Source organism: Xanthomonas sp. CFBP 8443 (assembly GCF_025666195.1).
In the GTDB taxonomy this organism is placed as follows: Bacteria; Pseudomonadota; Gammaproteobacteria; order Xanthomonadales; family Xanthomonadaceae; genus Xanthomonas_A.
In genome coordinates, this window is record NZ_CP102592.1 from 3,963,088 (window position 1) to 3,987,162 (window position 24,075).

Below are 24,075 nucleotides of genomic sequence, written 5' to 3' on the forward strand. Positions count from 1 at the left end.
CACAGGCGCGCAGCGCGGCGCCCCAGCCGATCGCTCAGTCCGCGCCGGGCGTGGCCGGCTTGCGCAACAGGCTGAAGGCGAAGCCGACCACGATCAGCGCGCCGCCGACCAGCAGCGCCCACAGCAGCCAGGTCTTCCAGTCGCGCGACGGCGGTGGCGCCTGCAATGCGGCGGCACCGGCCAGCGGCACCGCCGCGCCGAGCGTGGCCGTGGCCGGCGTCCATTGCGGCCCGCGTTGCGTGCGCAGCGCCTGCAGCGTGGTCGCCAGCGGCGCGGCGGCGCGCTGGGTGCGTGCGCTGCCGGCCGCCAGCGAGTACGGCGGCGCGCCCTGGGCCAGGAAGATCAGCGTTTCCGGCTGGTAGCCCAGGCGCAGCGCCGGCCGTTGCCGGCCCGGGTCCTGCGTGGCCAGCAGCCGCCAGTAGCGATCGCGCACCGGTTGCGCCAGGGCCTGCGGCGGCGAGCGGCCGGCGCCGGCACCGACCTGGTAGGCCACCCACGGCCCGGCGCGGTCCTGCCACGGCGCCTCGTCGCTGTCGCGGCTCTGCACGCGCCATTCGATCGCGCTGTTGCCGGGCAGGGCGATGTCGAGCTGCGCGACCGGATAGCGGCCGGGCGAGGCGAAGTCGAAGCTGTGCTGCGCCGGGTCGGCGCGCAATGCATCCAGTTGCTGCCAGTGCCAGTCGGCGGCGGCAGGCGCCGGCGCCAGTTCGGCCTCCACCCCGGTCAGGCGCGGCAGCGGCGGCGACGATAACGGCAGCAGCCGCAGGTAGCGCGCGCGGCTGTCGATGGCGATCCGCAGTTGCTGCAGGCGATTGCCCTGGTTGGCCAGGTCGACCAGCGTCGCTTCCTGCACCAGCATTTCCCAGTCGCGCAGGTCGTCGCTGGCCTCGACCCGGTAGCGCGCCTGCCGCGGCTGCGCATCGGCGGCCCATTGCAGCGACAGCGCGCGCAAGGGCTCGCGCAGCGCGCTGGCGTCGATCAGCCAACCGGCCTCGCTCGCGCCGGTCGGGGTGCTGGCGACGCGCGCGCGGATGCCGCGCACGCTGCCGTCGGCGTCGCGCTCGGCGATCAACTCCAGGTCGTCGGCGCCGCCACCGGCCACCGGCGGCAGCGGAAACCACGGCAGCGGCTGCCGGCGCGGCGTGGTTTCGGCCTGTTCGGCGGCGAACAGCGCGGACGGCAATGCGTCGCCGGCGGCGTTGAACACATCCACGTCGCCCAGCGAGGCGCGATGCGCGCTGCGGTACACCGCATCGTCGAGCTGCACGCGGTAGGCGCCGGCGTCGGCATCCTGCAGGGTCAGCGGCCATTGCTGCGCATAGTCGTCGCGCTGGCTGGCGGCGGATGCCGCGAGCGGCGACAACGCCAGCAACAAGGCCGGAAAGATCAGGCGGTTCATGGATGGGCCTCCTCGGCCGGTTCGGTGGCGCGCGGCGGCGCCGGCGCAAAATAGCCGACCACGGTGCACAGCAGGCCGTAGGCGATGAACGAGGCGATGCCGGCGACGTTGCCGAGATTGCCGCGATCCACCAGCAGCAGCTTGCCCAGCACCACCGCCATCAGCAGTGCGCCGGCCAGCCACAGGCCGCGCTGGCGGCGGCGCGAGCCGAGCACCCAGCCGAGCACGCCGAGCACGCTCCACACCACGGTCAGGCTGGTCTGCGCCACGCCATCGGACAGCAAGCCGCTCCACGGCGCGCCGCTCCAGTAGTGCACTGCGTGCAGGGTCACGCTGGTGATCCACAGGAAACCGCCGCCGGCCAGCAATTGCAGGCGCCAGCCGCGCAGCGCCGCCGGCAGGGTCGGCGACCACAGCCAGCGTGCGGCCAGCGCCAGTACCAGCAGCTGGCTCAGTTCCAGCGGATTGAGCAGCGGCACCCACGGCAGCGGCGCACTGGCGCCGGGCACGAACAGAGTGCACAGCCAGGCCACCCCGAGCAGGCCGAAATAGCTGCCCTGCAGCGCGCTGCGGCAAGGATCGAAGTCCGCCCCCAGCGGCGCGGCCAACCAGCGCCAGCGCAGCAGCGACAGCGCCGCCGCCAGCAGCCACGGCGCCAGCAGCAACGCCCATTGCCAGCCCTCGGCCAGGTCGAAGCGCCGCGCCAGCCACATGCCGAGCAGCGACAGCACCGACGGCCACACCAGCCACCACACGAACTGCGCCGCCTTCGCCACGCCACCGCCGCTGCCGCGCAGGCAGATCAGGCTGCGCACGCCGAGCACCGCGAACAGCGTCCAGGCCCAGGCGCCGTGTCCGGCGAACGGCTGGCCATGCGCATCGGCCTGCAGCGCCGCCAGCGGCAGCGCCAGCAGCAAGCCGCCGAGCGTGGTCGCCGCCAGCGCGCGCGCCGGCCAACGCCGCTGCGCCTCGGCAGCCAGCCAGCCGCTGAGCGCGACGAACGCCAGCCACACATCGGCACGCGCCGCATAGTCGACGAAGCGTCCGATCTCCGCGACCCCGATCCCGCACCACCACGCCAGACCCCACAGGTAATAGGCCAGCGCCGGCATGGCGGCGCCCGCGCGGCGATAGCTCCAGGCACTGGCGAAACCGGCCAGGGCCAGCAGCGCGCCGCTCATGAAGGTCGCGTTGGCCACGGCCTGGGTGTCCTGCCAGGCCGCATCCAGCCCCAGCACGAAGCCGATCGCCGCGGCCAGCTGCAGGCCGGCGCCGCTGAACTGCGGCAACCAGCGCCGCTGCCGCAGCCCCAGCCACACCAGCGCCGCGCCTTCCAGCGCGAAGATGCTGGCGGTGGCGCGCGCGGACAGCGCCAACGGCACCGCCAGGGTGGCGAAACCGACCGCCAGCAGCGCGTAGGCCTGACCGAGCACCTCGAAGCGGGTACGCCGGATCAGCGCCGCGGCCAGCAGCGCGTAGATCGCCGCCAGGCCCAGCGCGCACAGCGCCAGCGCCAGGCCGTCGCCGCGCAGCAGCCCGGCCTGCAGCGAGAACGCGACCAGCGGCGTGCCGAACACCAGGCTGCCGTCGACCAGGTTGCCGCGCGTGGCCGGCTGGCGCCGCGCGTACAGGATCGGGATCAACAGGTAGAAGGCGAAGAACAGCAGCAGGAACGGCTCGGTGCTGGCGAATTTCGCCGGCTGGTACTGCAGCACGCCCCACAGCGTGCCGATGCCGAAGGTGAAACCGAACCCGAGCAGGTTGAGCACCCGCCACGGCCGGTACCAGGCGATCGCGAACACCGCCGCGTTCAGCACCGCGTAGTAGGAGAACAGGCCGACATGGTTGCCGCTGCCGGTGGACAGCCAGATCGGCGCCAGGAACCCGGCCAGCGTGGCCAGCACCGCCAGCGTGCGCGATTCCTGCACCACCGCCAGCACGCACATGCTGGCCACCAGCACGATGCTCAGCGCGAATGCGGCGCCGGCGGGGATCAGCGCCGACAGCTTGAACGCGGCGAACACGGTCAGCAGCAGCACGCCGATCGCACCACCCTGCAGGGCCAGCGCGAAGCTGCGCTTGCGTTCGCGCTGGCGCCAGCCGAAGCCCAGCCCGGCCAGCGCCGCGGCGGCGATGCCGGCGTAGCGCAGCTCGATCGGCATCCGCAGCCAGCCCTGGTCGCCGGCGTACTTGAGCAACGCGGCGACACCGGCGAGCAACACCAGCATGCCGATCTTGACCGGCACGTTGCCTTCGGTGAACCAGCGCTTGGCGCCGGCCAGCAGCCGTTCGAGCGGGCCTGGGCCCTGCGGCACATATGTCTCCGGCGCTGGCGCAGCAGCCGTGTCGGCATCCGTGTCCGCAACGTCGCGCACTGCGGATGCACGGGTCGCGAACTGCGGCGGCAGCGGCGGTGGCGTGGGCGCTGCGGGTGCGATGGCGACAGGCGCAGTGACGAAGACTGGACCTTCCGCCGCATCGCGTTGCTCGAACCCGGCATCGAATTCGGCTTCGGCTTCGCTATCGGCCTGCGCCGCCCGCGGCGCCGCACCGCGCAAGTGCGCCAGCTGCAGTTCCAGCACCGCCACGCGCCGGCGCACACCCGACAACGACACCAGCAACACGATCAGCAGCACCGGCACCGCCAATACCGCCACCACCACCAACACGATCAACGCTTCCATCCGGCATCCATCCCCAAGGCGGCATACCGCAGCGCGGCGTGCCAATGGTCCGGCGACGCCGGTCCTGGCGCAGATGGTAGACGAGTTCGGCCTCGGCGCGGCCCGGGCCGCGGACACGCAGCCCAGGCATGGCAAGGGTTCGCGCCGCGCAGCGGTGCGCACGCGCCGCTAAAGCCGGTGCATCGGCGGCCGCTAACTCCCTTATCCCACGTTGCGCCCGCTGTTCCCCTCCCTCCCACCGACAGTGTGCCAATGAACCTGCCAGCCCAACCCACCGAAGCGGGCATCGACGACCATATCCGTTCGGTGGTCGGCCTGTCCGACCAACTGCTCGGACAGCTGCGGCGTTCGCTGCAACGCATCGACGAGATCAACCGCACCACCCATGTGATCTCGATGAACGCGCGCATCGAGTCGGCGCGGATCGGCCAGGCCGGACGCGGCTTCAGCGTCATCGCGCAGGAAATGGACGTGCTGTCGCGGCGCGTCGCCGATGCCACCCAGGACCTGGACAAGGTCGCCGCCAGCACCAGCGCCGACATGGGCCACACCCTGCAGCGGCTGCAGGACGACGTGCGCCGCACGCGCCTGAGCGAACTGGCGCTGAGCAACATCGACCTGATCGACCGTAACCTCTACGAACGCAGCTGCGACGTGCGCTGGTGGGCGACCGATGCGGCCATCGTCGCCGCCGCGCGCCACGGCCGCGGCGACGAGGAACTCGCCTACGCGTCGCGCCGCATGGGCCAGATCCTGGACTCGTACACGGTGTACTTCGACCTGGTGCTGGCCGGCACCGACGGCCGCGTCCTGGCCAACGGCCGCCCGCAGCAGTACGCCTCGGTCGGCAGCGACGTGTCCGCGCAGGCCTGGTTCGAAACCGCCGCGCGCACCCGCAGCGGCGAGGAATTCGGCTTCCAGGACGTGCATGCCAGCACCCTGGCCGACGGCGAACGCGTGCTGGTGTATGCGTGCACGGTGCGCGACGGCGGCCGTGTCGACGGGCGCGTGCTGGGCGTGCTCGGCATCGTGTTCCGCTGGGACGCGCTGGCGCAGACGGTGGTGCAGCGCACCCCGCTGTCGGAGCAGGAATGGGGCCGCAGCCGGGTGTGCATCGTCGACCAGCGCGGCCAGGTCCTGGCCGATTCGGCCGGCCGCATGCTGCAGGAACGGATCGACTTCCCCGGCCGCGAAGCGCTGTTCAAGCAACCGCGTGGCGCGGTGCTGAGCGACCTCGACGGGCGTCCGCACTGCATCGCGCATGCCGCTTCGCCCGGCTACGAAACCTACCGCACCGGCTGGCACTCGCTGATCCTGCAGGCGCTGTAGCGCGCTGCGCTCGGGGCGGCGCGCACGCTCAGTGCTGGCCGACCCTGATCACCACCTTGCCCTTGGCGCGCCCGCTCTCGACGTAGGCCAATGCCTGCGCCGTTGCTTCGAACGGGAACACCCGGTCCAGCACCGGGGTGAGGATCCCGGCCTCGAGCAGCGCGCCGATCTCGCGCAACTGGTCGCCGTTGGCGGTCATGAACAGGAAGGCATAGCTGACGCCGCGCCGCCTGGCCTTCCTGCGGATGCCGCCGCTGAGCAGGCGGATCACCTGCCGCAGCGGCCACGCCAGTCCCTGTTGCGCGGCGAAGTCTGGGTCCGGCGGGCCGGAGATGGAAATGAGCTTGCCGCCGGGCTTGAGCACGCGCAGGGATTTCTCCAGCACGTCGCTGCCCAGGCTGTTGAGGACGACGTCGTAGTCGCGCACGAGGGTCTCGAAGTCCTGCGTCCGGTAGTCGATGACCAGGTCGGCGCCCAGCGCCTTCACCCAGCCGACGTTGCCGGTGCCGGTGGTGGTCGCGACGAAGGCACCAAGGTGCTTGGCGAGCTGGATGGCGATGCTGCCGACGCCGCCGGAGCCGGCATGGATCAGCACCTTCTGCCCCTTCTGCAGGCCCGCCGTCTCGACCAGGGCCTGCCACGCGGTCAGCGCGACCAGCGGAATCGAGGCGGCTTCCTCCATGCCGAGGTTGGCGGGCTTCAACGCCAGCGCGCTTTCCTTGACCACGATACGTTCGGCGAAGCTGCCGATGCGGTCGGCACGCGCGTACACCGCGTCGCCGGGCTTGAAGCGGCGCACGCCGGCCCCGACCCGCAGCACCACGCCGGCCACGTCGTGACCCAGCACCAGCGGAAACCGGTGCGGCAGGATCAGCTTGAACTCGCCCTTGCGGATCTTCGCGTCGAGCACGTTGACGCCGGCGGCATGCACCTCCACCAGCACATCGTCGTCGCGCAGCTCCGGTTCGGGCAGCTCGCCGATCCGACCCGGGTGCCTGTTGCCATAGCCTTCGATGAAGAACGCTTTCATGATTTTTCCCTGACGAAAACGAATGCGAGGACGAACCCGATTTCGAGCACGGCTGCGACCAGGATCCCGCGGCCCGCGTGGCCGCTGGCCAGTTCGCCGATGCCCAGCGCCGCCAGCAACGTACAGGCGGTGACGAAGCCCGCCACCAGCGCCGAACGCGCCGGCGATGGCGCCGCGCCGCGCGCCATGAAGAACATCACGCTCAGGCCCGCATACAACGCGGCCCCGCGTCGCGCCATCAGCTCGGCCGAAGGCGAAGCGCCGACGTCCCAGTTCGCCAGCATCGCACCCGGCGAGAACATCCAGGTGCAGGCGATCGCCAGGAACAGCAGCGAGGCCAGGACCGACAGCGAGCGGAAACCCAGGCGCATGACGGTCACCGGTTGAGGATGCGCGACAGCACGGCCTGGTGGATCCAGCGCGGCGTCGTCCACATGAAGACCGCGTTCAACTTGTTGATCAGCCCGGGCACCACGCTGATGCGACCGGCGTCCAGCGCGCGCATGCCGGCACGCACCACCGGCGGCGTCTGCATCATCAACGCCGCGAGCTGCGGCGTGATCCGCTGCTGCGCGACGCGCGCGAAGCCGGTGTCGGTCAGTCCCGGACACAGCGTGGTCACGGTGACGCCATCGCGGGCGAACTCGCGATGCAGCGCCTCGCCCAGGCGCAGGACGTAGGCCTTGGCGGCCGAATACACCGCGAAGTCTTCCACGCCCTGGTAGGCCAGCAGGCTGGCCACCTGCAGGATCTTCCCGTGCCGGCGCCGCTGCATGTCCTGGCCGAACAGGTGCGTCATCGCGGTCAGGCTGGCAATATCCAGCTGGATCATCGACAGCACCGGCTCCAGTTCGGCCGCCAGGAACCGCCCCTGCAGCCCGTGCCCGGCATTGTTGATCAGCACCTCGACGTCGATGCCGCGCGCGTGCAGGCCGGCGTGGAGCCGGCGCACTGCCGCGATCTGCGACAGATCCACCTGTTCGACGAGGATCTCCACGCCGTGCCGCTGCCGCAACGCCTGCGCCAGCGCATCGAGCCGGTCCAGGCGCCGCGCGACCAGGATCAGCCTGTGGCCGCGCGCCGCGTACTGCCGGGCGAATTCCTCGCCGAATCCACTCGATGCGCCGGTGATCAGCACCCAGCTGTCGCGTTGCGGTTTCATGGTGATGGTCTCGATCGCGACAGGTGAGGGGCTGCAGGCTTCAGGCCGCCGGCCGGTAGCGTTCCGCGGCATTGGCCTGGCGGATGCTTCCCAGCAGCGCCTGCCTGGCGCCGTCGAGGGCGTCCCAGCGGTCGGCATCGTGCAGCGGCGGGATGGTCACCAGTTCGCGGCGATCGAAGCCGATCAGCGCCGCATCGACCAGTTCCTCGACGTCCATCACCTCGGGCAGCGTGTTGACGTCGATGCCCGCACGCTCCCAGATCTCGGTGCGGGTGGCCGCCGGAAGCACCGCCTGCACGTACACGCCCTTGGGCGCCAGTTCCAGGTTCATGCCCTGCGACAGGAACAGCACGAAGGCCTTGGTCGCGCCGTACACGGTCATGCCGAATTCCGGCGCCAGGCCGACCACCGAGCCGATGTTGACGATCGCGCCGTTGCCGGACTGCGCCAGCCGCGGCGCGATCGCCACCGCCAGCCGCGTCAGCGCGGTGGTGTTGAGCGCCAGCAGGCGTTCGACGCCCTCGCCCGTCTGCTCGGCGAAGCCGCCGGACTGGGCCATGCCGGCGTTGTTGATGAGGATGCCGATGCGCGCGTCGTCGCGCAGGCGCGCTTCGACCTGCGCAACGTCGGCCGCTGCGGTGAGATCGGCCTGCAGTACGTCGACCGCGACCTTGTGCTCCACGCGCAGGCGCGCGGCGAGCGCGTCCAGGCGGGTCTTGTCGCGTGCGACCAGGACCAGGTCGTGGCCGCGCTGGGCGAAACGCTGCGCGTAGACGGCGCCGATGCCGCTGGAGGCGCCGGTGATGAGGACGGTGGAAGTGCTGCTCATGCGAGTGGTCTCTTCGGATCGAAAGGGAAAGTGCGGCCACGACGACGTGGCCGGTGGGACGACGGTGCCGCTCAGGCGCTGGCGCTTTCGGCCAGCGTCGGGTAATCGATGTAGCCCTTGGCGCCGCCGCCATAGAGCGTGGCCGGATCCGGGGCGGCCAGCGGCGCGCCGGCCTGCAACCGCTCGACCAGGTCGGGATTGCCGATGAACGCGCGGCCGAAGGCGAACAGGTCGGCGCTGCCGGCGGCAAGGCTGGCGCTGGCCAGCGCCGGGTCGTAGCCGTTGTTGGCCAGATAGGTTTGCTTGAAGCGACTGCGCAGCGCGGCGTAGTCGAACGGCGCCACGTCGCGCGGCCCGCCGGTGGCGCCCTCCACCACATGCAGGTAGACGATGCCCAGCGCGCTGAGTCGCTCGGCGATGTAGTCGTACTGCGGCTGCGGATCGCTGCAGGAGATGCCGTTGGCCGGCGACACCGGCGAGATGCGCACGCCGGTACGGTCGGCACCGATGGCCGCGGCCACCGCCGCGGCGACCTCCAGCAACAGGCGCGCGCGGTTCTCGATGGAACCGCCGTAGGCGTCGCTGCGCTGGTTGGCGCCGTCCTTGACGAACTGCTCCAGCAGATAGCCGTTGGCGCCATGCAGTTCCACCCCGTCGAAGCCGGCGGCGATGGCGTTGATCGCGGCCTGGCGGAAGTCGTCCACGATGCGCGGCAGCTCGTCGCGCTCCAGCGCGCGCGGCGCGGACACGTCGGCGAAGCCGTTGTTGACGAAGGTCTTGGTGGCGGCGGCGATCGCCGAAGGCGCCACCGGCGCGGTCCCGCCGGGACGCAGGTCCACGTGCGAGACGCGGCCGACGTGCCACAGCTGCACGAAGATGCGCCCGCCCTTGGCGTGCACCGCGTCGGTGACCGCGCGCCATCCTTCGATCTGCGCCGGAGTGTAGATGCCGGGCGTGTCCTGGTAGCCCTGCGCGTCCACCGAGATCTGCGTCGCCTCGGTGATCAACAGGCCTGCGGACGCGCGCTGGGCGTAGTAGGTGGCGGCCAGTTCGCTGGGCACCAGGCCCTTGCCGGCGCGATTGCGGGTCAGCGGCGCCATGACGATGCGGTTGGCGAGCGTCAGCGGGCCCAGCGGGTACGGCGTGAACAGTGCGGTATCGGACATGGTGGCGTTGGTTCTCGAAGGTGGAGGCGTGCCGGCGGCGCGACGATCGGCACCGCAATGCGGCGCGGCGCGGCGATGGACGGGCGCCCCCGGGAAACAGGTGAATCGAAGCAGCCACGCAATGATGACGACCATAATCTAACTTGTCAATGTTTTGATGATGACCAGCATCAATGTATCCTTGACCCTGGAAAGGCGACACTGGAGGGCATCCGCGATGAAGGTCAGCAAGGCGCAGGCGCAGGCGAACCGGGCGCATATCGTCGAAACCGCGTCCGCGCTGTTTCGCGAGCGCGGCTACGAGGGGATCGGCGTGGCCGATCTGATGGCCGCCGCCGGTTTCACCCACGGCGGCTTCTACAAGCACTTCGCGTCCAAGGCCGACCTGGCGGCGGAGGCGACGGCATGCGGGATTGCGCAGACGGTGGCCCAGGTCGGAGGAATCGATGCGCCGGAATTCGTCCGCCGCTATGTGTCGCGCGCGCACCGCGATACCCGCACGGTCGGCTGCACCATGGCCGCGCTGGGCGGCGACGCCGCGCGCCAGCCGGAGGCGGTGCGGGCCGCGTTCGCGGACGGCATCGAAGGCGTATTGGCGGCCCTGGAACGCGAGGACGCTGCAGCGACCGACGGCGGCCCCGACCAAGCGCGCGCCAAGCGCCTGGACATGCTGGCGCACGCCCTCGGCGCGATCGTCATGTCCCGGGCCTGCCCCGACGATTCGCCGCTGGCGGACGAGATCCTCGCCACCTGCCGCGCCACCCTGCTCGCATCGTTGGACCCGGGCCTGGAGACAGACACGCGCGGCGCGGCGTGATCGCGGCGCCCCGCAACGCCACATGCACGCACGCCGCCAGCGGTGACGCGATACCGCCGCGGGCGCCAGCGCGCTCGCCGCGGCTGCTGGCTCGGCGGGACGCCGTCTGCAGAGCCAACACGTCGCACGCCCCTCCTTTGGCTGCCATCGCTGGCAACCGATGTCGGAAAGAGCGCATCCCATCACAAGACGCTCTCCGAGCTTGCAGTGGTCCGCCGACCACGCGCGACGCGGGCGCTGTCCGCAAGCCCATGCGCCATGCAGCGTGCATCGACCCGCATGAATGCGCATGAGCGCAAATATCATATTGACGGTGCCGTTTCGGCATGCCTAAGCTCGGCGCGCATCGCTGATGCGAGCCGAATGCGGGTGTGTCAGCATGGTATGGATGGAATTTGGAAATTCAGGCGCAATCACAAGGTAAACGGACATGACCATGAAACCTTTTCGCACGCTTTGCATCTCGGCCATGCTGGCCGCCACCTTCGCTGCTCCGGCATTCGCCGCAAAGGTGGACGACCCGAGCCTCTACACGACCGAAGCGCTGAAGAAGAACTTGGTCCTCGGCAAGACGACGAAGGAAGAGGTTCGCGCCATCTATGGCGATCCGGACTATGTGCATAGAGCCTCCGCGAAGGAAGGCGGATATGAGACGTCCTGGAGCTACAGTCCCACCGAATCGCATGGCGAGAAAGTGCGCGAGACCGTGGGCGGAATCGTCAGGGGAATGTTGCCCGGCTGGCACACCGGACAGGCAGTGAACGAGGCGCAGAAACATGGTGTCGGCGCGCGCAACGTCAAAGGCTACAGCTTGTCCGTTTCCTACGATGCGAAAGGCGTCGTCACCGACTACGAGCAGACCGAAGACAACAACTCCAAGGACTCGCTGTAACCGGCGCATCCGCCCGACATGAGGGCACCTCGCCAGGCATAGCCATGCAAGCGCATCAGGTGCCGACCGATCGGCTCCTGGCATGTCTCAAACAAAAAGGAGCGCAGTTGCGCTCCTTTTTGCATTCCCCTGTCGCCCGCCGATTCAACCGCCAGATTCACCGCCGGGACATTGCACGGCAAGCCCCGGCAAAGCGATGAATCCGGCGCGACGGTGCGGACGCGGCCTGGCTTACTTCGCCACCACCTTGACCATCTCCAGACACTTGTTGGAATAGCCCCACTCGTTGTCGTACCAGGACACCAGCTTGACGAAGGTGCTGTCCAGGGCGATGCCGGCGTCGGCGTCGAAGATCGAAGTGCGTGCGTCGCCGCGGAAATCGGTGGCCACCACCTTGTCCTCGGTGTAGCCGAGGATGCCCTTCAGCGCGCCTTCGCTCTGCGCCTTGATCTCGGCGCAGATCTCGGCGTAGGTGGCCGGCTTTTCCAGCTCCACGGTCAGGTCGACCACCGACACGTCCGAGGTCGGCACGCGGAAGCTCATGCCGGTCAGCTTTTTGTTCAACTCCGGAATCACCACGCCGACCGCCTTGGCCGCACCGGTGCTGGACGGGATGATGTTCTCCAGGATGCCGCGGCCGCCGCGCCAATCCTTGTTGCTGGGGCCGTCCACGGTCTTCTGGGTGGCGGTGGCCGCGTGCACGGTGGTCATCAGGCCGCGCTTGATGCCCCACTTGTCGTTGATCACCTTGGCCAGCGGCGCCAGGCAGTTGGTGGTGCAGCTGGCGTTGGAGACGATCGCCTGGCCGGCGTAGGTGCTGTCGTTGACGCCATACACGAACATCGGCGTGTCGTCCTTGGACGGCGCCGACAGGATCACCTTCTTGGCGCCGGCATCGATGTGCTTCTGCGCGGTGTCCTTGGTCAGGAACAGGCCGGTGGATTCGATCACCACCTCGGCGCCGACCTCGTCCCACTTCAGCGCGGCCGGATCGCGTTCCTGGCTCAGGCGGATCTTCTTGCCGTTGACCACCAGGTGATTGCCGTCGACCGACACCTCGCCGTCGAAGCGGCCGTGCACCGAATCGTACTGCAGCATGTAGGCCAGGTAGTCGGGCTCGAGCAGGTCGTTGATGGCGACGATCTCGATGTCGCTGCCGAAATTCTGTACCGCCGAGCGCAGCACATTGCGTCCGATGCGACCGAAACCGTTGATGCCAACCTTGATTGCCATTTCAGTAGCTCCTGCGGCCGCGCCTGACGCGGCGGATGGAAGGGGGACGACATTCTATCAGGCCGGCCGTATCGCGCCCTGCACCCGGTTTTGATCAGGATCAAGGCGGCGCGCAGCCCTTGGCAGGACACTGCGCCCACACCCAACCGAGACCTCATCATGCGCAAGACCTCCCCCCTCCTGCTGTCCGGCCTGGCGGCCGCCCTTTCGCTGTGCGCCCTGCCCGCGCTGGCGCAGTCGCAGGGCGACTGGACCGTGGGCATCGGCGCCCACCAAGTCAATCCGAAATCCGACAACGGCAAGCTGGCCGGCGGCACGCTGCCGCTGAGCATCGGCAGCGACATCAAGCCGACCGTCACCTTCGAATACTTCGTTCGCCAGGACCTGGGCATCGAGGTGCTGGCCGCGCTGCCGTTCAAGCACGATATCGACGTCAAGGGCGTCGGCAAGGTCGGCAGCACCAAGCACCTGCCGCCGGTGGTCTCGCTGCAGTACCACTTCAACAGCGCCGGCAAGGTCTCCCCGTTCGTCGGCGCCGGCATCAACTACACCACCTTCTTCAGCGAGGACACCAGCGGCGCGCTGGCCGGCACCAAGCTCAAGCTGGAAGATTCCTGGGGCCTGGCCGCGCACGTCGGCGTGGACTTCGCGCTCACCGACACCTCGGCGCTGCGGGTGGACCTGCGCTGGGCCGACATCGACAGCAAGGTCAAGGTCGATGGCGCCAGCATGGGCACCGCGCAGATCGATCCGCTGGTGTACGGCCTGGCCTATGTGATGAAGTTCTGAGGGCTGCACGGCGACGCCGCTTCTCTGGCAGACTAGGCTCCACAAGGATGTGGATCGGCCGCCGCCGGGCCGGCACTGGGATTCGCATCCGCCCATTCGCCGTCCACCGGGGTCCCCAATGAAGCCACGCCTGTTCCGCCGTCTCGCCGTCGCCGCCCTCGCTGCCATCGCCCTGCCCGCCGCGGCGCAGTCGGCCGGCCACTACACCACCAGCTACGGCATCCACGGCATGGTGCCCGGCTCGTCGAACGGCACGCTGGAGGGCAGCGACCAGCGTTTCAGCGCCGACACCACGCCGGCGCTCTCGTTCAGCTACGAATACTTCTTCCGCGGCAACCTCGGCCTGGAGATCCAGACCCTGGTCGGGCAGCAGAAGATCGGCCTGGAACAGGGCGGCGATGTCGGCCGCGCCTGGGCGCTGTCGCCGACGTTCTCGCTGCAGTACCACTTCAACGGCAACGGCGACATCTCCCCGTTCGTCGGCGTCGGCCTCAACTACACCACCTTCCTGGGCGCCGACGGCAAGGGCGCGTTCTCCAGGGAAGACGTCAAGTTCAAGGACAGCTTCGGCCCTGCGGTGCATGCCGGCGTGGACTTCGCCGTGGGCGAGCGCAGCGCGCTGCGTGTGGACGCGCGCTGGACCAGCATGCGCAGCGACGTGGAAGTGAACAGCGGCAAGCTCGGCGAGGCCAAGCTCGACCCGATCACCTACGGCGTCGCCTACATGATGTACTTCTGATCCAACGCGCTCGCGGGCCTCGCCGCGTGGGCGAGGCTTAGCGGTTGCGCAACGGCGCGATGACGCGGCCATGGCAACGTCATCGGCGCCGGCTAGAATCCGCGCATGAAATCCTCTCTCTTCGTTTCCGCCGCGCTCGCCGCGGCCCTGGCCGCCGCGCCGTCGGCCGCCTTCGCCTGGGGCCCGCTGGGCCATCGCCTGGTCGCCGACCTGGCCGATTCCCAACTCACTCCGCAGGCACGCGCGCAGGTCCAGCAACTGCTGCAGGGCGAAGCCGAGCCGACCCTGGCCGGCGTCGCCAACTGGGCCGACCAATTGCGCGAAAGCGACCCGGACATGGGCAAGCGCACCGGCCCATGGCACTACGTCAACCTCGGCGAAGACCAGTGCCACTACGAGGAAAACCGCGATTGCCCCGACGGCAACTGCGCGGTGGAAGCGCTGCGCCGCCAGGCCGCGATCCTGGCCGACCGCAGCCAGCCGCAGGCGACGCGCACCCAGGCGCTGAAGTTCGTGGTGCATTTCGCCGGCGACATCCAGCAGCCGCTGCACGCCGGCTATGCGCGCGACAAGGGCGCCAACACCTTCCAGATCCAGTTCGAGGGCAAGGGCAGCAACCTGCACGCGCTGTGGGACAGCGGGCTGCTGCGCAGCCGCGGCCTGGACGAAGCGCACTACCTGGCGCAGTTGCAGGCACAGCCGCTACCGGCGCCCTCGCCGGCCGGCAGCGCGCTGCCGCCGCCGGCCGCGGCCTGGGCCGAAGCCTCGTGCCGGATCATGCTGCGCCCGGGCTTCTACCCGCCCGGCGCCAAGTTGCCGCCGGACTACGTGACGACCTGGCGCCCGGTCGCCGAGGCGCAGCTGCGCCAGGCCGGCGCGGATCTGGCGGCGACGCTGAACGCTGCGCTGGGGAAGTAGCGCGCGGCATCTGCTCCATCTGCTTTTTGTAGGAGCGGCTTCAGCCGCGACAGGCCTTACCGATAGATCCTGTCGCGGCTGAAGCCGCTCCTACAGGAATACGGCGGGATTCGGCGCACTACGGGACCTGGCCGGCATGCCGTCGCGCCCAGCGCACGATCTCGGCAACACCGATCGCGCCGCTGTGCCGCGCCAGCTCGCGGCCATGCCGCAGCAAGGCCAAAGTCGGAATGCTGCGGATGCCGAAGCGCGTCGCCAGCGCCGGCTGTGCTTCGGTATCCAGCTTGCCCAGGCGCAGGCGTGGCTCCAGTTGCGCGGCAGCGGCCTCGAACTGCGGTGCCATGGTCCGGCACGGGCCGCACCACGGCGCCCAGAAATCCACCAGCAACGCGATGTCGCTGCGCTCGGCGTGGGCGGCGAAGTTGTTCCCCGTCAGCACCACCGGCGCACCGACGAACAGCGCGCGATGGCAGCGGCCGCATTGCGGCGCCGCCGCCAGGCGCTCGCCCGGCACCCGGTTCAGCGCCTGGCAGTGCGGGCAGGCGATGTGCAGCGGATCGCTCACACGCCGGCCTCGATGCTCTTGTCGCCCAGCAGCACAGTGCCGTGCGCGTCCTTGACCGTATAGGTGAGCGAGATGCGGCACCGCCCCTGCTCGCGCGCTTCGAAAACATGGACCTCGCTGGTCACGCCGCCGGGAACCGTCCATGTCGCGACAGCGTCGGAATCGATCGATGCGCGATGGACGGCGCCGCGCGCAATGCATGGATGCGGCCGGCGATGCGGGTGGTGGGCATGGCGGCTGCGGCCTGGGTTCGTCGTTCCGACGACGTCAACCGAACGAGAGCAAGACGCCAGCCAATTCATCTCTAGCGCGTCGCCTACTGCCATGCCAGTCCCCCGAAATGCGGATGAGTCGAGTAAGTATCCCCGGTAAAGTCGGCTACCGCTAACGCAACTTGCCGGACCGAGGAATTCCATTGAGCTCGTCGATTACTTTCTGTGGTGCGCGCAAGCGGATCTGCACGGGAAAGGATTCGTGCACGACGACATCTTCCACTACACCGCTTTTTTCCAACTCCATGACCTTGACCAGCACTGGGTCCGGAGATTCTGCACTGCCGACAATCAGCGCGCGCTCCAACGGCTCTTGATTCTTGGTCGGCTGTGTACGGTCGAGGCCGCAGCCTGTCAACAGCACCAGCGCTGCAATAAAAACCGTTTTCATATTTGCCTCCTCGCGCGTTGGCCGATACGCCGCGAAAACGTGGTGCGCCAGCCATGCGGCGCACCACGTCCGTGTTACTTCAAGTCAGCGTCAATGAGCAGTCACGGGTACGTAGCGATCCAGTTTTGAAGCGTGTTGTAGACGGTGCTGGTCAGCCTCGTTCCACAGTTCTGACTGGACGATCCCGTAGTATGGATCCCGCGGACATTGACCCCACCGTCGCTTGCAATCCCGCTTCCGCTGTTCCCGCCGAAGGTATCGATGGTATAGCAAAGCCTGTAAGAACCACTGGTCGATACCGACCCGGAATGCGTCCACATCGTACCCAGAGGTTTGTCACCTGGATAACCGGTGATGGTATGCGTACCTCCCGAATACACGCCCCAGCCGGAGTTGCCGCCATGCGGAGCCGTGCTCAGCACGATCAGCGCGTAATCGTAGTTGCTGTCCGCGCTGTTGTGCCATGCCGACGTGGTGATGGCCCTCGACCATGTGGTCGTCCCCCAAGGCTGATAGCTACCGTTCTGCGCCGTGGTGAAATCCAGGCTGGAATAAAAGGTACCCGCTCCGTTGGATATACAGTGCCCCGCGGTGAGGACATGTTTCGGCGTAATCAGCGTACCGGTACAACCGATTCCGATACGACCGATATGCCAGTACGGAGACGCCACGGTATTCGACACTTGCACCCGGTCGTCGGTGCCGATAACGACATTGGGATTGACGCGACTGCTTCTGTAGAAATCTGGAAGCCTCGGAGGCGTGCTGAACGTCGTGGATGTGCGGCCAAGCATCTGCAAGTCCATGATGGCCTGCTCGAAAATGGCGACATCTTCCGGATCCATCCTGGATTCGTACAAGTCGCCATTGCGGGTGACCATGACAGCACTTAGCCCGGCGGCCTTCTGCTGCGGTGACTGCAGACGGTCGTCAGCCGAAGCACCCCTTTCCGGTAGAACGTTTGTCACCAGATTGTCGCCATGTATGAAGCTGGCTTTCTTGTTCAACTTCTCGAATGTGGCTTCCTTTGCTACCGCCGTATTAACCGCGGGGGCCGAAACCAGCAACACCAAACTCAGAACGGCTAGATTTTTCATAACAAGCTCCGTTGTCAGTTGAATGATCCTTAGCAGCGTGATCGGCAATTGCTATCCCATGCCAGCCACGCCAATCGACGGCTACGCCGGCCAGCGTTAGAAAGTCGTGAAAACGATAGAGTTTCGACTGATTCTGTGATTGCTTCCGATACTCGCGCCATGCGTCCCGGCGATCGGACGAATCCTCTTCGCATTCAGCTGCAGCTCGTGTCCGACTAACAGGAGCGCTTCATGCCTCTGACGTTTTTCTTAACTACTGCAACGAAGCCGCAGCCTGCGTGCGTCGTCCGGATGGAGCGCAGCTCTGGTTGCCGTCGGGCAGTTGCAGTTCCACCGACGCCTGCGGAATGCGCCAGAAGCCGTCCGCGTTGCGCATCGGCGTGGCGGTGATGTGCGCGACCACGCCGACCGGATCGTTCTTGAACTTGCGCATCGCGAACAGCAGGCTGGCGGCCAGGCCATTGACGATGCTGGCCAACAGGATGCGCGAGGGATTGGGCCCGCGTTCGTGACCGAGCGGCGCGGTCTCGTCGCCCAGCCACGGCGCCAGATCGGTTTCGTCGAACTGGATGCGGAACGCGAAATCCGTCTCCTGTTCGAGGGTGACGCGGATCGGATCGCCGATGCTCATGCGGATTTCCAGGACGTCGATGACGGAATCGCCGGCTCTACGCCGGCACTGCAAAGACCGCATGGACGCGCATGCGCATCGCGCTCACGCCGGCTTGGCAGCGCGGCGCGCCAATGGGTAGTACAGCAGCGGGATCACCAGCAGGGTCAGCGCGGTGCTGACCAGGATGCCGAAGATCAGCGCCACCGCCAGACCGTTGAAGATCGGGTCGTCGAGGATGAAGAATGCGCCCAGCATCGCCGCCAACCCGGTCAGCACGATCGGCGGCGCGCGCACCGCGCAGGCCTCCACCACCGCCTGCTCGGCGCTGCGGCCCCGCGCCAACGCCTGGCCGATGAAGTCCACCAGCAGGATCGAGTTGCGCACGATGATGCCGGCCAGCGCGATCATGCCGATCATGCTGGTGGCGGTGAACTGCGCGCCGAGCAGCGCGTGTCCCGGCAGCACCCCGATCACCGTCAGCGGGATCGGCGCCATGATCACCAGCGGCACCAGATAGCTGCGGAACTGCGCCACCACCAGCAGATAGATCAGCAGCAGGCCGACCGCGTAGGCGATGCCCATGTCGCGGAAGGTCTCGTAGGTGATCTGCCACTCGCCCTCCCACTTGACCGCGAAGTCGCCGCTGTCGAGCGGTTGCGCGATGAAAGACTGCGCCACCGCCTGCCCGCCGACGCGGTGTTGGCGCAGCTGCCCGACCAGGTCGAACATACCGTACAGCGGGCTGTCCAGGCGCCCGGCCTCGTCGCCGGTGACGTACACCACCGGCCGCAGATCCTTGTGCGAGATCGCACCGTCCCAGGGCAGCCGCTGCACCGCGACCAGCTCCGACAACGGCACCAGTTGGCCGTCGCCGCCGCGCACGTGCAGCGCCAGCATGCGCGCGACGCCGGCCTGGTCGGCCGCGGCCAGGCGCAGCCGCATCGGTTGCGGATACTTGGACGCGCCATCGTGCAGCCAGGTCGCGTCCACGCCCTGCACCGACGCCGCCAGCGCATCGGCGATCGCCGATTGGGTCACGCCCAGCCGCGCCGCGCGCACCCGATCGACCACGATCACCTCGCGCATCGCGGCGCTTTCCACGCTGGTATCCACATCGACCACGTTCGGCGTGCGCAGGAAGCGCCGCTGCAAAGCCAGGGCCAGCTGGCGGCTGCGCGCGTAGTCCGGGCCGTACACCTCGGCGACCAGCGGCGCCAGCACCGGCGGGCCCGGCGGCACCTCCACCACCTTCAGCGCCGCGCCATGACGGCGCGCGATCGCCGCCAGTTCGGGACGCAACGCGCGCGCGATGGCGTGGCTCTGCCGGGTGCGCAGGTGTTTGTCGACCAGATTCACCTGCAGGTCGCCGACGTTGTTGCCGCTGCGCAGATAGTACTGGCGCACCAGGCCGTTGAAATTGACCGGCGCCGAGGTGCCGGCATAGCCCTGGTAGTCGTGCACGCCCTGGGTGCGGTCGAGCACGCCGGCCAGCTCGACCAGCAGCGCATCGGTGTCCTGCAGCGTGCTGCCTTCGGGCAGATCCACCACGATCTGCAGTTCGGACTTGTCGTCGAACGGCAGCATCTTCATCACCACCCATTGCAGCCCGACCAGCGACACCGCCAGCACCAGCAGCGCGGCGATGCCGGCGAACAACCAGCCGCGCCGCCGCGCGCCGCGCTCGGGGGCGAGGAAGGGATGCAGCAGTCTCGAGAAGAAGCGCTGCAGGCGTGGCGATGCGGACGCCGTTTCGCTGCCGGCATCGGCATCGGACGTCGCCGGCGCATGCCGCGCCAGCAGCTTCAGCGCCAGCCACGGGGTCACGATCAGGGCGATCGCCAGCGACAGCAGCATGCCGACCGAGGCGTTGATCGGAATCGGCCGCATGTACGGCCCCATCAATCCGCTGACGAAGGCCATCGGCATCAGCGCCGCGATCACGGTGAAGGTGGCGAGGATGGTCGGCCCACCGACCTCGTCCACTGCCGGCGGGATCGCCTCGCGCAGGGTCTTGCCGCCGGCGCGCATGTGCCGGTGGATGTTCTCCACCACCACGATGGCGTCGTCGACCAGGATGCCGATCGAGAAGATCAGCGCGAATAGCGACACCCGGTTGAGGGTGAAGCCCATCGCCCACGACGCGAACAGGGTCAGCGCCAGGGTCAGCACCACCGCGCTGCCGACCACGATGGCCTCGCGCCAGCCCAGCGCGAACAGCACCAGCAGCACCACCGAACCGGTCGCGAACACCAGCTTGTGGATCAGCTTGGCGGCCTTGGCGTCGGCGCTGGCGCCGTAATCGCGGGTCACTTGGGCGTGCACGCCTTGCGGGATCGTTTCGCCGCGCAGCTGCTGCAGGCGCGCGGCGACCGCTCGGGTGATCGCGGCGGCATCGCTGCCGGGCTGCTTGGCGATGGCGAGGGTCACCGCCGGCGCGCGGCCCTGTGCTGGACCGCCGCGTGCGGCCGGCGCGCCGTACCAGACATAGCTGCTGGGCAGGTCGGCGCCAGCGCGCACCTGCGCCACGTCGCGCAGGTGCAGCGGTTGGCCGTCGTGCACACCGATCACCAGCGACGCCACCGTGTCGGCATCGGCCAGGAAGGTGCCGGCGGCGACCGGCACCGCGCGGCCGCCACCGATGCGCTCGCCGAGTTGGCGCACCGCATTGGCCGCCTGCAGCGCCTGGCTCAGGTCGGACACGGTCAGGCCGTAGGCGGCCAGCCGCGTCGGATCCAGGGTCAGCGTCAGTACCCGTTGCGGCGCGCCGATGCTGTAGATGTCGCGCGTGCCGGGAATGCGCTTGAGTTCGCTTTCCAGGGTGTGCGCGACCTCGCCCAGGTCCACCGCGCTGCGCTGCGGATCGTCGCTCCACAACGTCACCGCCATCACCGGCACGTCGTCGATGCCCTTGGGTTTGATCAGCGGGGTGCCCACGCCCATGCCCTGCGGCAACGCATCCAGGTTCGAATACACCTGGTTGTACAGGCGCACCAGCGCCGCCTGGCGCGGCACCCCGACCTGGAACTCGACGGTCAGCAGCGCCTGCCCCGGGCGGCTGACCGAGTACACGTGCTTGACCCCTTCGATCTCGGACAGCTTCTGCTCCAGCGGCGTGCTCAGCAGCTGCTCCACTTCGCGCGCATCGGCGCCGGCGAAGGCCACCGACACGGTGGCCATGGTCACGTCGATCTGCGGCTCTTCCTCGCGCGGAGTGATCGCCACCGCGGCCAGGCCCAGCAGCAGGCCCAGCAGCGCCAGCAACGGGGCCAGCGGATTGGCCTGGAACGCCGCCGCCAGACGCCCGGACACGCCCAGTCGCGCCGCCATCTCAGCGCTCCGCCAGCGCGCGCCGCTGCGCGGCCAGCGCCTGCCCGGCGGCGACCGGATCGCGCGCCACGCGTTCGCCGACGCGTAATCCCGCCAGCACTTCGACCCGCTGCGGCTCCTGCCGGCCCACGCGCAGCTGGCGCAGGCTCAGCGCGCCGGCGGCCAGCACATAGGCCGCGCTGAGTTCGCCACGCTGCAGCAACGCCGCACGCGGCATCCACAGCGTGGTCGTGGCCGCGTCGGTGCCATCGGTCGGTACGGCGAACGCGACCTTGGCGGTCGTGCCCGGTGCCGGTGCCGGCAGCAGCGCGGGCAGCGGCACGCGCACCGTCACGCTGTGGCTGTTCGGATCGGCGGTGGGAAACACCCGCACCCGTTGCACCGCCAGCGCGCGGCCGTCGTCCAGCCGCACCTGCGCGTGCGGCGCGGCGCGGATCGCCGCGGCATCGGACTGCGGCACCTGCACCTCGATGCGCTGCGCCCCAGGCGCGTACAACGACAGCAGCAGCTGGCCCGTCGCCACCGCTTCGCCGGGCTGCACCTGCCGCGCACTGACCACGCCGGCAAACGGTGCACGGATCACCGTGTAGTCGGCCGGCTGCCGCGCCTGCGCCAGCTGCGCGGAGGCGGACTGGCGCGCCGCGACCGCGGCATCGCGGGTGGCCCGGACCTGATCCAGCTGCGCCCTGGACACGTACTGCGCGCCGGCCAGCGCGGCGTAGCGGCGATAGCTGGCCTCGGCTTCGTCGGCACTGGCCGTGGCGGAACGCAGCTGCGCCTGCGCGCTGTCCACGCCGGCGCGCTGCTCCACGGCGCTGAGCCGCAGCAGCACCTGGCCGGCGGCGACACGGTCGTCGACGTCCACAGTGACCTCACGCACGCGCCCGTCGGTCTGCGCTGACAGGTCGGCATGGTCCACCGCAGCGACCACGCCGTCCCAGGCACGCGCGGAGGAATCGGCGAACGCCACCGCGTCGGTCTGCAGCGCAGGCAGCGGCGGCGGCACCGCCGAGGGGGATTCGTGGCGGCACGCCGCGAGCGACAGACTCGCGGCCAGCGCGATCGAGAGGGCAAACGGCTTCACGCGGCGGCTCCAGGACGAGGGTTCCACGGAACCCGGTCGGTGCCAGCGAACCGTCGCTGGCTGCGAGATAAATTAGAATTTTCTTATATTAGAGTCAACTGATATTATGGGCGCCGTTCATCCACCGGAGCCCCCAATGCCCCATTCCTCCGCACAAGCCCTGGTCGACAGGGCGCGCCCGCAGATCCACGAGGTCGACACCGATGCCGCGGCCACGCCGCTGCCTGGCGAATGGATCATCGACGTGCGCGAACCCGGCGAATTCGCCGTCGGCCACCTGCCCAACGCGATCAACATCCCGCGCGGCATCCTCGAATTCCGTCTCGACACCGATCCGGCACTATCGCGGCGCGACCAACCGATCCTGCTGTACTGCGCCACCGGCGGCCGCTCCACGCTGGCCGCGCTGAGCCTGCAGCAACTCGGCTACAGCGCGGTGCGCTCGTTGAACGGCGGCTTCCTCGGCTGGACCGCTGCCGGCCTGCCGGTCGCCTTCTGAGTCCGATGGCCCGCCGCCTGCAACCCGCGATGGATTCTGCGGCGATGCGCGCGCATGCCGGCGAAGCCGCGCGCCTGCTGAAGGCGCTCGGCAACGAAAAGCGGCTGCTGTTGCTGTGCCTGCTGGTGGACCACGAACACTCGGTGGGCGAACTCAACACGCGCCTGGACCTGAGCCAATCAGCGCTGTCGCAGCACCTGGCGGTGCTGCGCGAGGACGGCCTGGTGCAGACCCGCCGCGACGGGCAGACCATCTACTATTCGCTGGTCCCCGGCCCGGCGCAGCGCATCCTCGATACCTTGCACGGCATCTACTGCAGCGCCGGCCACTCCTCTCCCGCCAAGGCAGGCCCATGAGCCAGGTTCCCAACGTCCACCCCTTCCACCACGCCGGTTCCGGCACCTGGAGCTATCTGGTCGAAGACGGCCACGAGGCCGCGGTGATCGACCCGGTGCTGGACTTCGATCCGGACACCGGCGCGCTGCGCGATGCGCCGACGCAAGGCCTGGCCGGGCTGTTGCACGCGCGTGACCTGCAGTTGCGCTGGATCCTGGAAACCCACGCGCATGCCGACCACGTTTCCGCCGCGCAGTGGTTCAAGCGGCGCTGGCCGCAGGCGACGCTGGCGATCGGCGCCGGCATCCGCCAGGTGCGCGCGCGCTTCGCGCCGCAGTTCGGCCTGGCCGAGGACGGCGGCGATATGCGCTGCGGCTTCGATCATCTGTTCGCCGACGGCGAGCGGTTCGCGATCGGCGCGTTGTCCGCCCAGGTGATCGCGGTACCCGGGCACACCGACGACAGCATCGCCTACCTGATCGGCGATGCGCTGTTTCCCGGCGATTCGCTGTTCATGCCCGACAGCGGCACCGCGCGCTGCGATTTCCCCGGCGGCGACGCGGCGACGCTGTTCCGTTCGATCCACACGCTCTACGCACTGCCCCCCGCCACCCGCGTGTTCGTCTGCCACGACTACGGCGCCGGCGGCCGCGCGGTCGCCTGCGAAACCAGCATCGGCGCGCAGCGTCGCGACAACATCCACGTGCGCGACGGCGTCGACGAAGCGGCGTTCGTCGCGCTGCGCCAGGCGCGCGACGCGACGCTGGCGCAGCCGCGGCTGATGCAACCGTCGGTGCGCGCCAACATCCAGGCCGGCCGTACCGACGATCTGTCCCCCTCGCCACAGTGAAGGCGTTAGGATGCGGCAAGTGCCGCCGCACGGTCGCGCTGCAGCACCGGCCGC

General features: G+C 69.0%; 24 protein-coding genes. 9 read left to right on the forward strand and 15 right to left on the reverse strand.

Annotation, left to right across the window (positions count from 1 at the left end):
* Positions 1 to 34 precede the first annotated feature (34 nt).
* Complete coding sequence (locus NUG20_RS16560; protein ID WP_263395521.1) at positions 35 to 1,399, reverse strand: DUF3999 domain-containing protein; 1,365 nt, start codon at positions 1,397 to 1,399, stop codon at positions 35 to 37.
* On the reverse strand, positions 1,396 to 4,083 hold the full coding sequence (locus NUG20_RS16565; RefSeq protein WP_263395522.1) for a DUF2339 domain-containing protein: 2,688 nt from the start codon (positions 4,081 to 4,083) through the stop codon (positions 1,396 to 1,398). The genes NUG20_RS16560 and NUG20_RS16565 overlap by 4 nt, the downstream gene beginning before the upstream one ends.
* Positions 4,084 to 4,335: 252 nt before the next feature.
* Between NUG20_RS16565 and NUG20_RS16570 the strand changes: the two genes are divergently transcribed.
* On the forward strand, positions 4,336 to 5,412 hold the full coding sequence (locus NUG20_RS16570) for a methyl-accepting chemotaxis protein (protein ID WP_263395523.1): 1,077 nt from the start codon (positions 4,336 to 4,338) through the stop codon (positions 5,410 to 5,412).
* Positions 5,413 to 5,440: 28 nt separating this feature from the next.
* Here NUG20_RS16570 and NUG20_RS16575 read toward each other — a convergent pair whose 3' ends face one another.
* From NUG20_RS16575 to NUG20_RS16595, 5 genes are all read right to left on the reverse strand, one after another.
* A complete protein-coding gene (locus NUG20_RS16575; protein WP_263395524.1) occupies positions 5,441 to 6,442 on the reverse strand; it encodes an NADP-dependent oxidoreductase in 1,002 nt (333 codons plus the stop codon).
* Positions 6,439 to 6,876: a hypothetical protein gene (locus NUG20_RS16580; RefSeq protein ID WP_263395525.1), complete on the reverse strand. Its 438-nt coding sequence runs from the start codon at positions 6,874 to 6,876 to the stop codon at positions 6,439 to 6,441. Before NUG20_RS16580 ends, NUG20_RS16575 begins: the two co-directional genes overlap by 4 nt.
* Positions 6,819 to 7,604 (reverse strand): SDR family NAD(P)-dependent oxidoreductase, encoded by a 786-nt coding sequence (locus NUG20_RS16585; RefSeq protein ID WP_263395526.1) that lies wholly within the window; start codon positions 7,602 to 7,604, stop codon positions 6,819 to 6,821. The genes NUG20_RS16580 and NUG20_RS16585 overlap by 58 nt, the downstream gene beginning before the upstream one ends.
* Positions 7,605 to 7,644: 40 nt before the next feature.
* Positions 7,645 to 8,433, reverse strand: coding sequence for an SDR family NAD(P)-dependent oxidoreductase (locus tag NUG20_RS16590; RefSeq protein WP_263395527.1), 789 nt, complete (start codon positions 8,431 to 8,433; stop codon positions 7,645 to 7,647).
* A 71-nt stretch (positions 8,434 to 8,504) separates the two neighbouring features.
* Positions 8,505 to 9,599: an alkene reductase gene (locus NUG20_RS16595; RefSeq protein ID WP_263395528.1), complete on the reverse strand. Its 1,095-nt coding sequence runs from the start codon at positions 9,597 to 9,599 to the stop codon at positions 8,505 to 8,507.
* A 217-nt stretch (positions 9,600 to 9,816) separates the two neighbouring features.
* On the opposite strand from NUG20_RS16595, the gene NUG20_RS16600 reads away from it, so the two are divergent.
* Together NUG20_RS16600 and NUG20_RS16605 are read left to right on the forward strand one after the other, a co-directional pair.
* Positions 9,817 to 10,416 (forward strand): TetR/AcrR family transcriptional regulator, encoded by a 600-nt coding sequence (locus NUG20_RS16600; RefSeq protein WP_263395529.1) that lies wholly within the window; start codon positions 9,817 to 9,819, stop codon positions 10,414 to 10,416.
* Between the two features lie 430 nt (positions 10,417 to 10,846).
* Positions 10,847 to 11,308, forward strand: a complete 462-nt coding sequence (locus tag NUG20_RS16605) for a hypothetical protein (protein ID WP_263395530.1) — start codon at positions 10,847 to 10,849, stop codon at positions 11,306 to 11,308.
* Positions 11,309 to 11,539: 231 nt separating this feature from the next.
* Here NUG20_RS16605 and gap read toward each other — a convergent pair whose 3' ends face one another.
* Positions 11,540 to 12,541: a type I glyceraldehyde-3-phosphate dehydrogenase gene (gene gap, locus NUG20_RS16610; protein ID WP_263395531.1), complete on the reverse strand. Its 1,002-nt coding sequence runs from the start codon at positions 12,539 to 12,541 to the stop codon at positions 11,540 to 11,542.
* 159 nt (positions 12,542 to 12,700) lie between these two features.
* Between gap and NUG20_RS16615 the strand changes: the two genes are divergently transcribed.
* From NUG20_RS16615 to NUG20_RS16625, 3 genes are all read left to right on the forward strand, one after another.
* Positions 12,701 to 13,330 (forward strand): OmpW/AlkL family protein, encoded by a 630-nt coding sequence (locus tag NUG20_RS16615; protein ID WP_263395532.1) that lies wholly within the window; start codon positions 12,701 to 12,703, stop codon positions 13,328 to 13,330.
* 118 nt (positions 13,331 to 13,448) lie between these two features.
* Positions 13,449 to 14,069 (forward strand): OmpW/AlkL family protein, encoded by a 621-nt coding sequence (locus tag NUG20_RS16620; RefSeq protein ID WP_263395533.1) that lies wholly within the window; start codon positions 13,449 to 13,451, stop codon positions 14,067 to 14,069.
* A gap of 105 nt (positions 14,070 to 14,174) precedes the next feature.
* On the forward strand, positions 14,175 to 14,987 hold the full coding sequence (locus NUG20_RS16625; RefSeq protein WP_263395534.1) for a S1/P1 nuclease: 813 nt from the start codon (positions 14,175 to 14,177) through the stop codon (positions 14,985 to 14,987).
* A 118-nt stretch (positions 14,988 to 15,105) separates the two neighbouring features.
* On the opposite strand, the gene trxC is transcribed toward NUG20_RS16625, so the two are convergent.
* The 7 genes from trxC to NUG20_RS16660 form a co-directional block, all read right to left on the reverse strand.
* Positions 15,106 to 15,552, reverse strand: a complete 447-nt coding sequence (trxC, locus tag NUG20_RS16630) for a thioredoxin TrxC (RefSeq protein WP_263395535.1) — start codon at positions 15,550 to 15,552, stop codon at positions 15,106 to 15,108.
* The gene (locus tag NUG20_RS16635) at positions 15,549 to 15,854 is read right to left on the reverse strand and encodes an SRPBCC family protein (protein ID WP_263395536.1); all 306 of its coding nucleotides are present in this window, start codon (positions 15,852 to 15,854) and stop codon (positions 15,549 to 15,551) included. Before NUG20_RS16635 ends, trxC begins: the two co-directional genes overlap by 4 nt.
* An 82-nt stretch (positions 15,855 to 15,936) precedes the next feature.
* The gene (locus tag NUG20_RS16640; RefSeq protein WP_263395537.1) at positions 15,937 to 16,215 is read right to left on the reverse strand and encodes a hypothetical protein; all 279 of its coding nucleotides are present in this window, start codon (positions 16,213 to 16,215) and stop codon (positions 15,937 to 15,939) included.
* Positions 16,216 to 16,316: 101 nt separating this feature from the next.
* The gene (locus tag NUG20_RS16645) at positions 16,317 to 17,312 is read right to left on the reverse strand and encodes a trypsin-like serine peptidase (protein ID WP_263395538.1); all 996 of its coding nucleotides are present in this window, start codon (positions 17,310 to 17,312) and stop codon (positions 16,317 to 16,319) included.
* Positions 17,313 to 17,565: 253 nt separating this feature from the next.
* Positions 17,566 to 17,943, reverse strand: coding sequence for an OsmC family peroxiredoxin (locus tag NUG20_RS16650; protein WP_263395539.1), 378 nt, complete (start codon positions 17,941 to 17,943; stop codon positions 17,566 to 17,568).
* Between the two features lie 84 nt (positions 17,944 to 18,027).
* Positions 18,028 to 21,252, reverse strand: a complete 3,225-nt coding sequence (locus NUG20_RS16655; protein WP_263395540.1) for an efflux RND transporter permease subunit — start codon at positions 21,250 to 21,252, stop codon at positions 18,028 to 18,030.
* 1 nt (position 21,253) lies between these two features.
* The gene (locus NUG20_RS16660; protein ID WP_263395541.1) at positions 21,254 to 22,336 is read right to left on the reverse strand and encodes an efflux RND transporter periplasmic adaptor subunit; all 1,083 of its coding nucleotides are present in this window, start codon (positions 22,334 to 22,336) and stop codon (positions 21,254 to 21,256) included.
* A gap of 136 nt (positions 22,337 to 22,472) precedes the next feature.
* Between NUG20_RS16660 and NUG20_RS16665 the strand changes: the two genes are divergently transcribed.
* The 3 genes from NUG20_RS16665 to NUG20_RS16675 are packed head-to-tail and all read left to right on the forward strand — an operon-like array spanning position 22,473 to position 24,021.
* The gene (locus tag NUG20_RS16665) at positions 22,473 to 22,835 is read left to right on the forward strand and encodes a rhodanese-like domain-containing protein (protein ID WP_263395542.1); all 363 of its coding nucleotides are present in this window, start codon (positions 22,473 to 22,475) and stop codon (positions 22,833 to 22,835) included.
* Positions 22,836 to 22,840: 5 nt separating this feature from the next.
* Positions 22,841 to 23,191, forward strand: a complete 351-nt coding sequence (locus tag NUG20_RS16670) for an ArsR/SmtB family transcription factor (RefSeq protein ID WP_263395543.1) — start codon at positions 22,841 to 22,843, stop codon at positions 23,189 to 23,191.
* Positions 23,188 to 24,021: an MBL fold metallo-hydrolase gene (locus NUG20_RS16675; RefSeq protein WP_263395544.1), complete on the forward strand. Its 834-nt coding sequence runs from the start codon at positions 23,188 to 23,190 to the stop codon at positions 24,019 to 24,021. Before NUG20_RS16670 ends, NUG20_RS16675 begins: the two co-directional genes overlap by 4 nt.
* Positions 24,022 to 24,075: the final 54 nt, after the last annotated feature.

Coding starts and splice junctions, on each gene's coding strand:
- NUG20_RS16560 (WP_263395521.1), bottom strand. CDS start 1,399: ATGAACCGCCTGATCTTTCCGGCCTTGTTGCTGGCGTTGTCGCCGCTC.
- NUG20_RS16565 (WP_263395522.1), bottom strand. CDS start 4,083: ATGGAAGCGTTGATCGTGTTGGTGGTGGTGGCGGTATTGGCGGTGCCG.
- NUG20_RS16570 (WP_263395523.1), top strand. CDS start 4,336: ATGAACCTGCCAGCCCAACCCACCGAAGCGGGCATCGACGACCATATC.
- NUG20_RS16575 (WP_263395524.1), bottom strand. CDS start 6,442: ATGAAAGCGTTCTTCATCGAAGGCTATGGCAACAGGCACCCGGGTCGG.
- NUG20_RS16585 (WP_263395526.1), bottom strand. CDS start 7,604: ATGAAACCGCAACGCGACAGCTGGGTGCTGATCACCGGCGCATCGAGT.
- NUG20_RS16590 (WP_263395527.1), bottom strand. CDS start 8,433: ATGAGCAGCACTTCCACCGTCCTCATCACCGGCGCCTCCAGCGGCATC.
- NUG20_RS16595 (WP_263395528.1), bottom strand. CDS start 9,599: ATGTCCGATACCGCACTGTTCACGCCGTACCCGCTGGGCCCGCTGACG.
- NUG20_RS16600 (WP_263395529.1), top strand. CDS start 9,817: ATGAAGGTCAGCAAGGCGCAGGCGCAGGCGAACCGGGCGCATATCGTC.
- NUG20_RS16605 (WP_263395530.1), top strand. CDS start 10,847: ATGACCATGAAACCTTTTCGCACGCTTTGCATCTCGGCCATGCTGGCC.
- gap (WP_263395531.1), bottom strand. CDS start 12,541: ATGGCAATCAAGGTTGGCATCAACGGTTTCGGTCGCATCGGACGCAAT.
- NUG20_RS16615 (WP_263395532.1), top strand. CDS start 12,701: ATGCGCAAGACCTCCCCCCTCCTGCTGTCCGGCCTGGCGGCCGCCCTT.
- NUG20_RS16620 (WP_263395533.1), top strand. CDS start 13,449: ATGAAGCCACGCCTGTTCCGCCGTCTCGCCGTCGCCGCCCTCGCTGCC.
- NUG20_RS16625 (WP_263395534.1), top strand. CDS start 14,175: ATGAAATCCTCTCTCTTCGTTTCCGCCGCGCTCGCCGCGGCCCTGGCC.
- NUG20_RS16635 (WP_263395536.1), bottom strand. CDS start 15,854: ATGAATTGGCTGGCGTCTTGCTCTCGTTCGGTTGACGTCGTCGGAACG.
- NUG20_RS16640 (WP_263395537.1), bottom strand. CDS start 16,215: ATGAAAACGGTTTTTATTGCAGCGCTGGTGCTGTTGACAGGCTGCGGC.
- NUG20_RS16645 (WP_263395538.1), bottom strand. CDS start 17,312: ATGAAAAATCTAGCCGTTCTGAGTTTGGTGTTGCTGGTTTCGGCCCCC.
- NUG20_RS16650 (WP_263395539.1), bottom strand. CDS start 17,943: ATGAGCATCGGCGATCCGATCCGCGTCACCCTCGAACAGGAGACGGAT.
- NUG20_RS16655 (WP_263395540.1), bottom strand. CDS start 21,252: ATGGCGGCGCGACTGGGCGTGTCCGGGCGTCTGGCGGCGGCGTTCCAG.
- NUG20_RS16665 (WP_263395542.1), top strand. CDS start 22,473: ATGCCCCATTCCTCCGCACAAGCCCTGGTCGACAGGGCGCGCCCGCAG.
- NUG20_RS16670 (WP_263395543.1), top strand. CDS start 22,841: ATGGCCCGCCGCCTGCAACCCGCGATGGATTCTGCGGCGATGCGCGCG.
- NUG20_RS16675 (WP_263395544.1), top strand. CDS start 23,188: ATGAGCCAGGTTCCCAACGTCCACCCCTTCCACCACGCCGGTTCCGGC.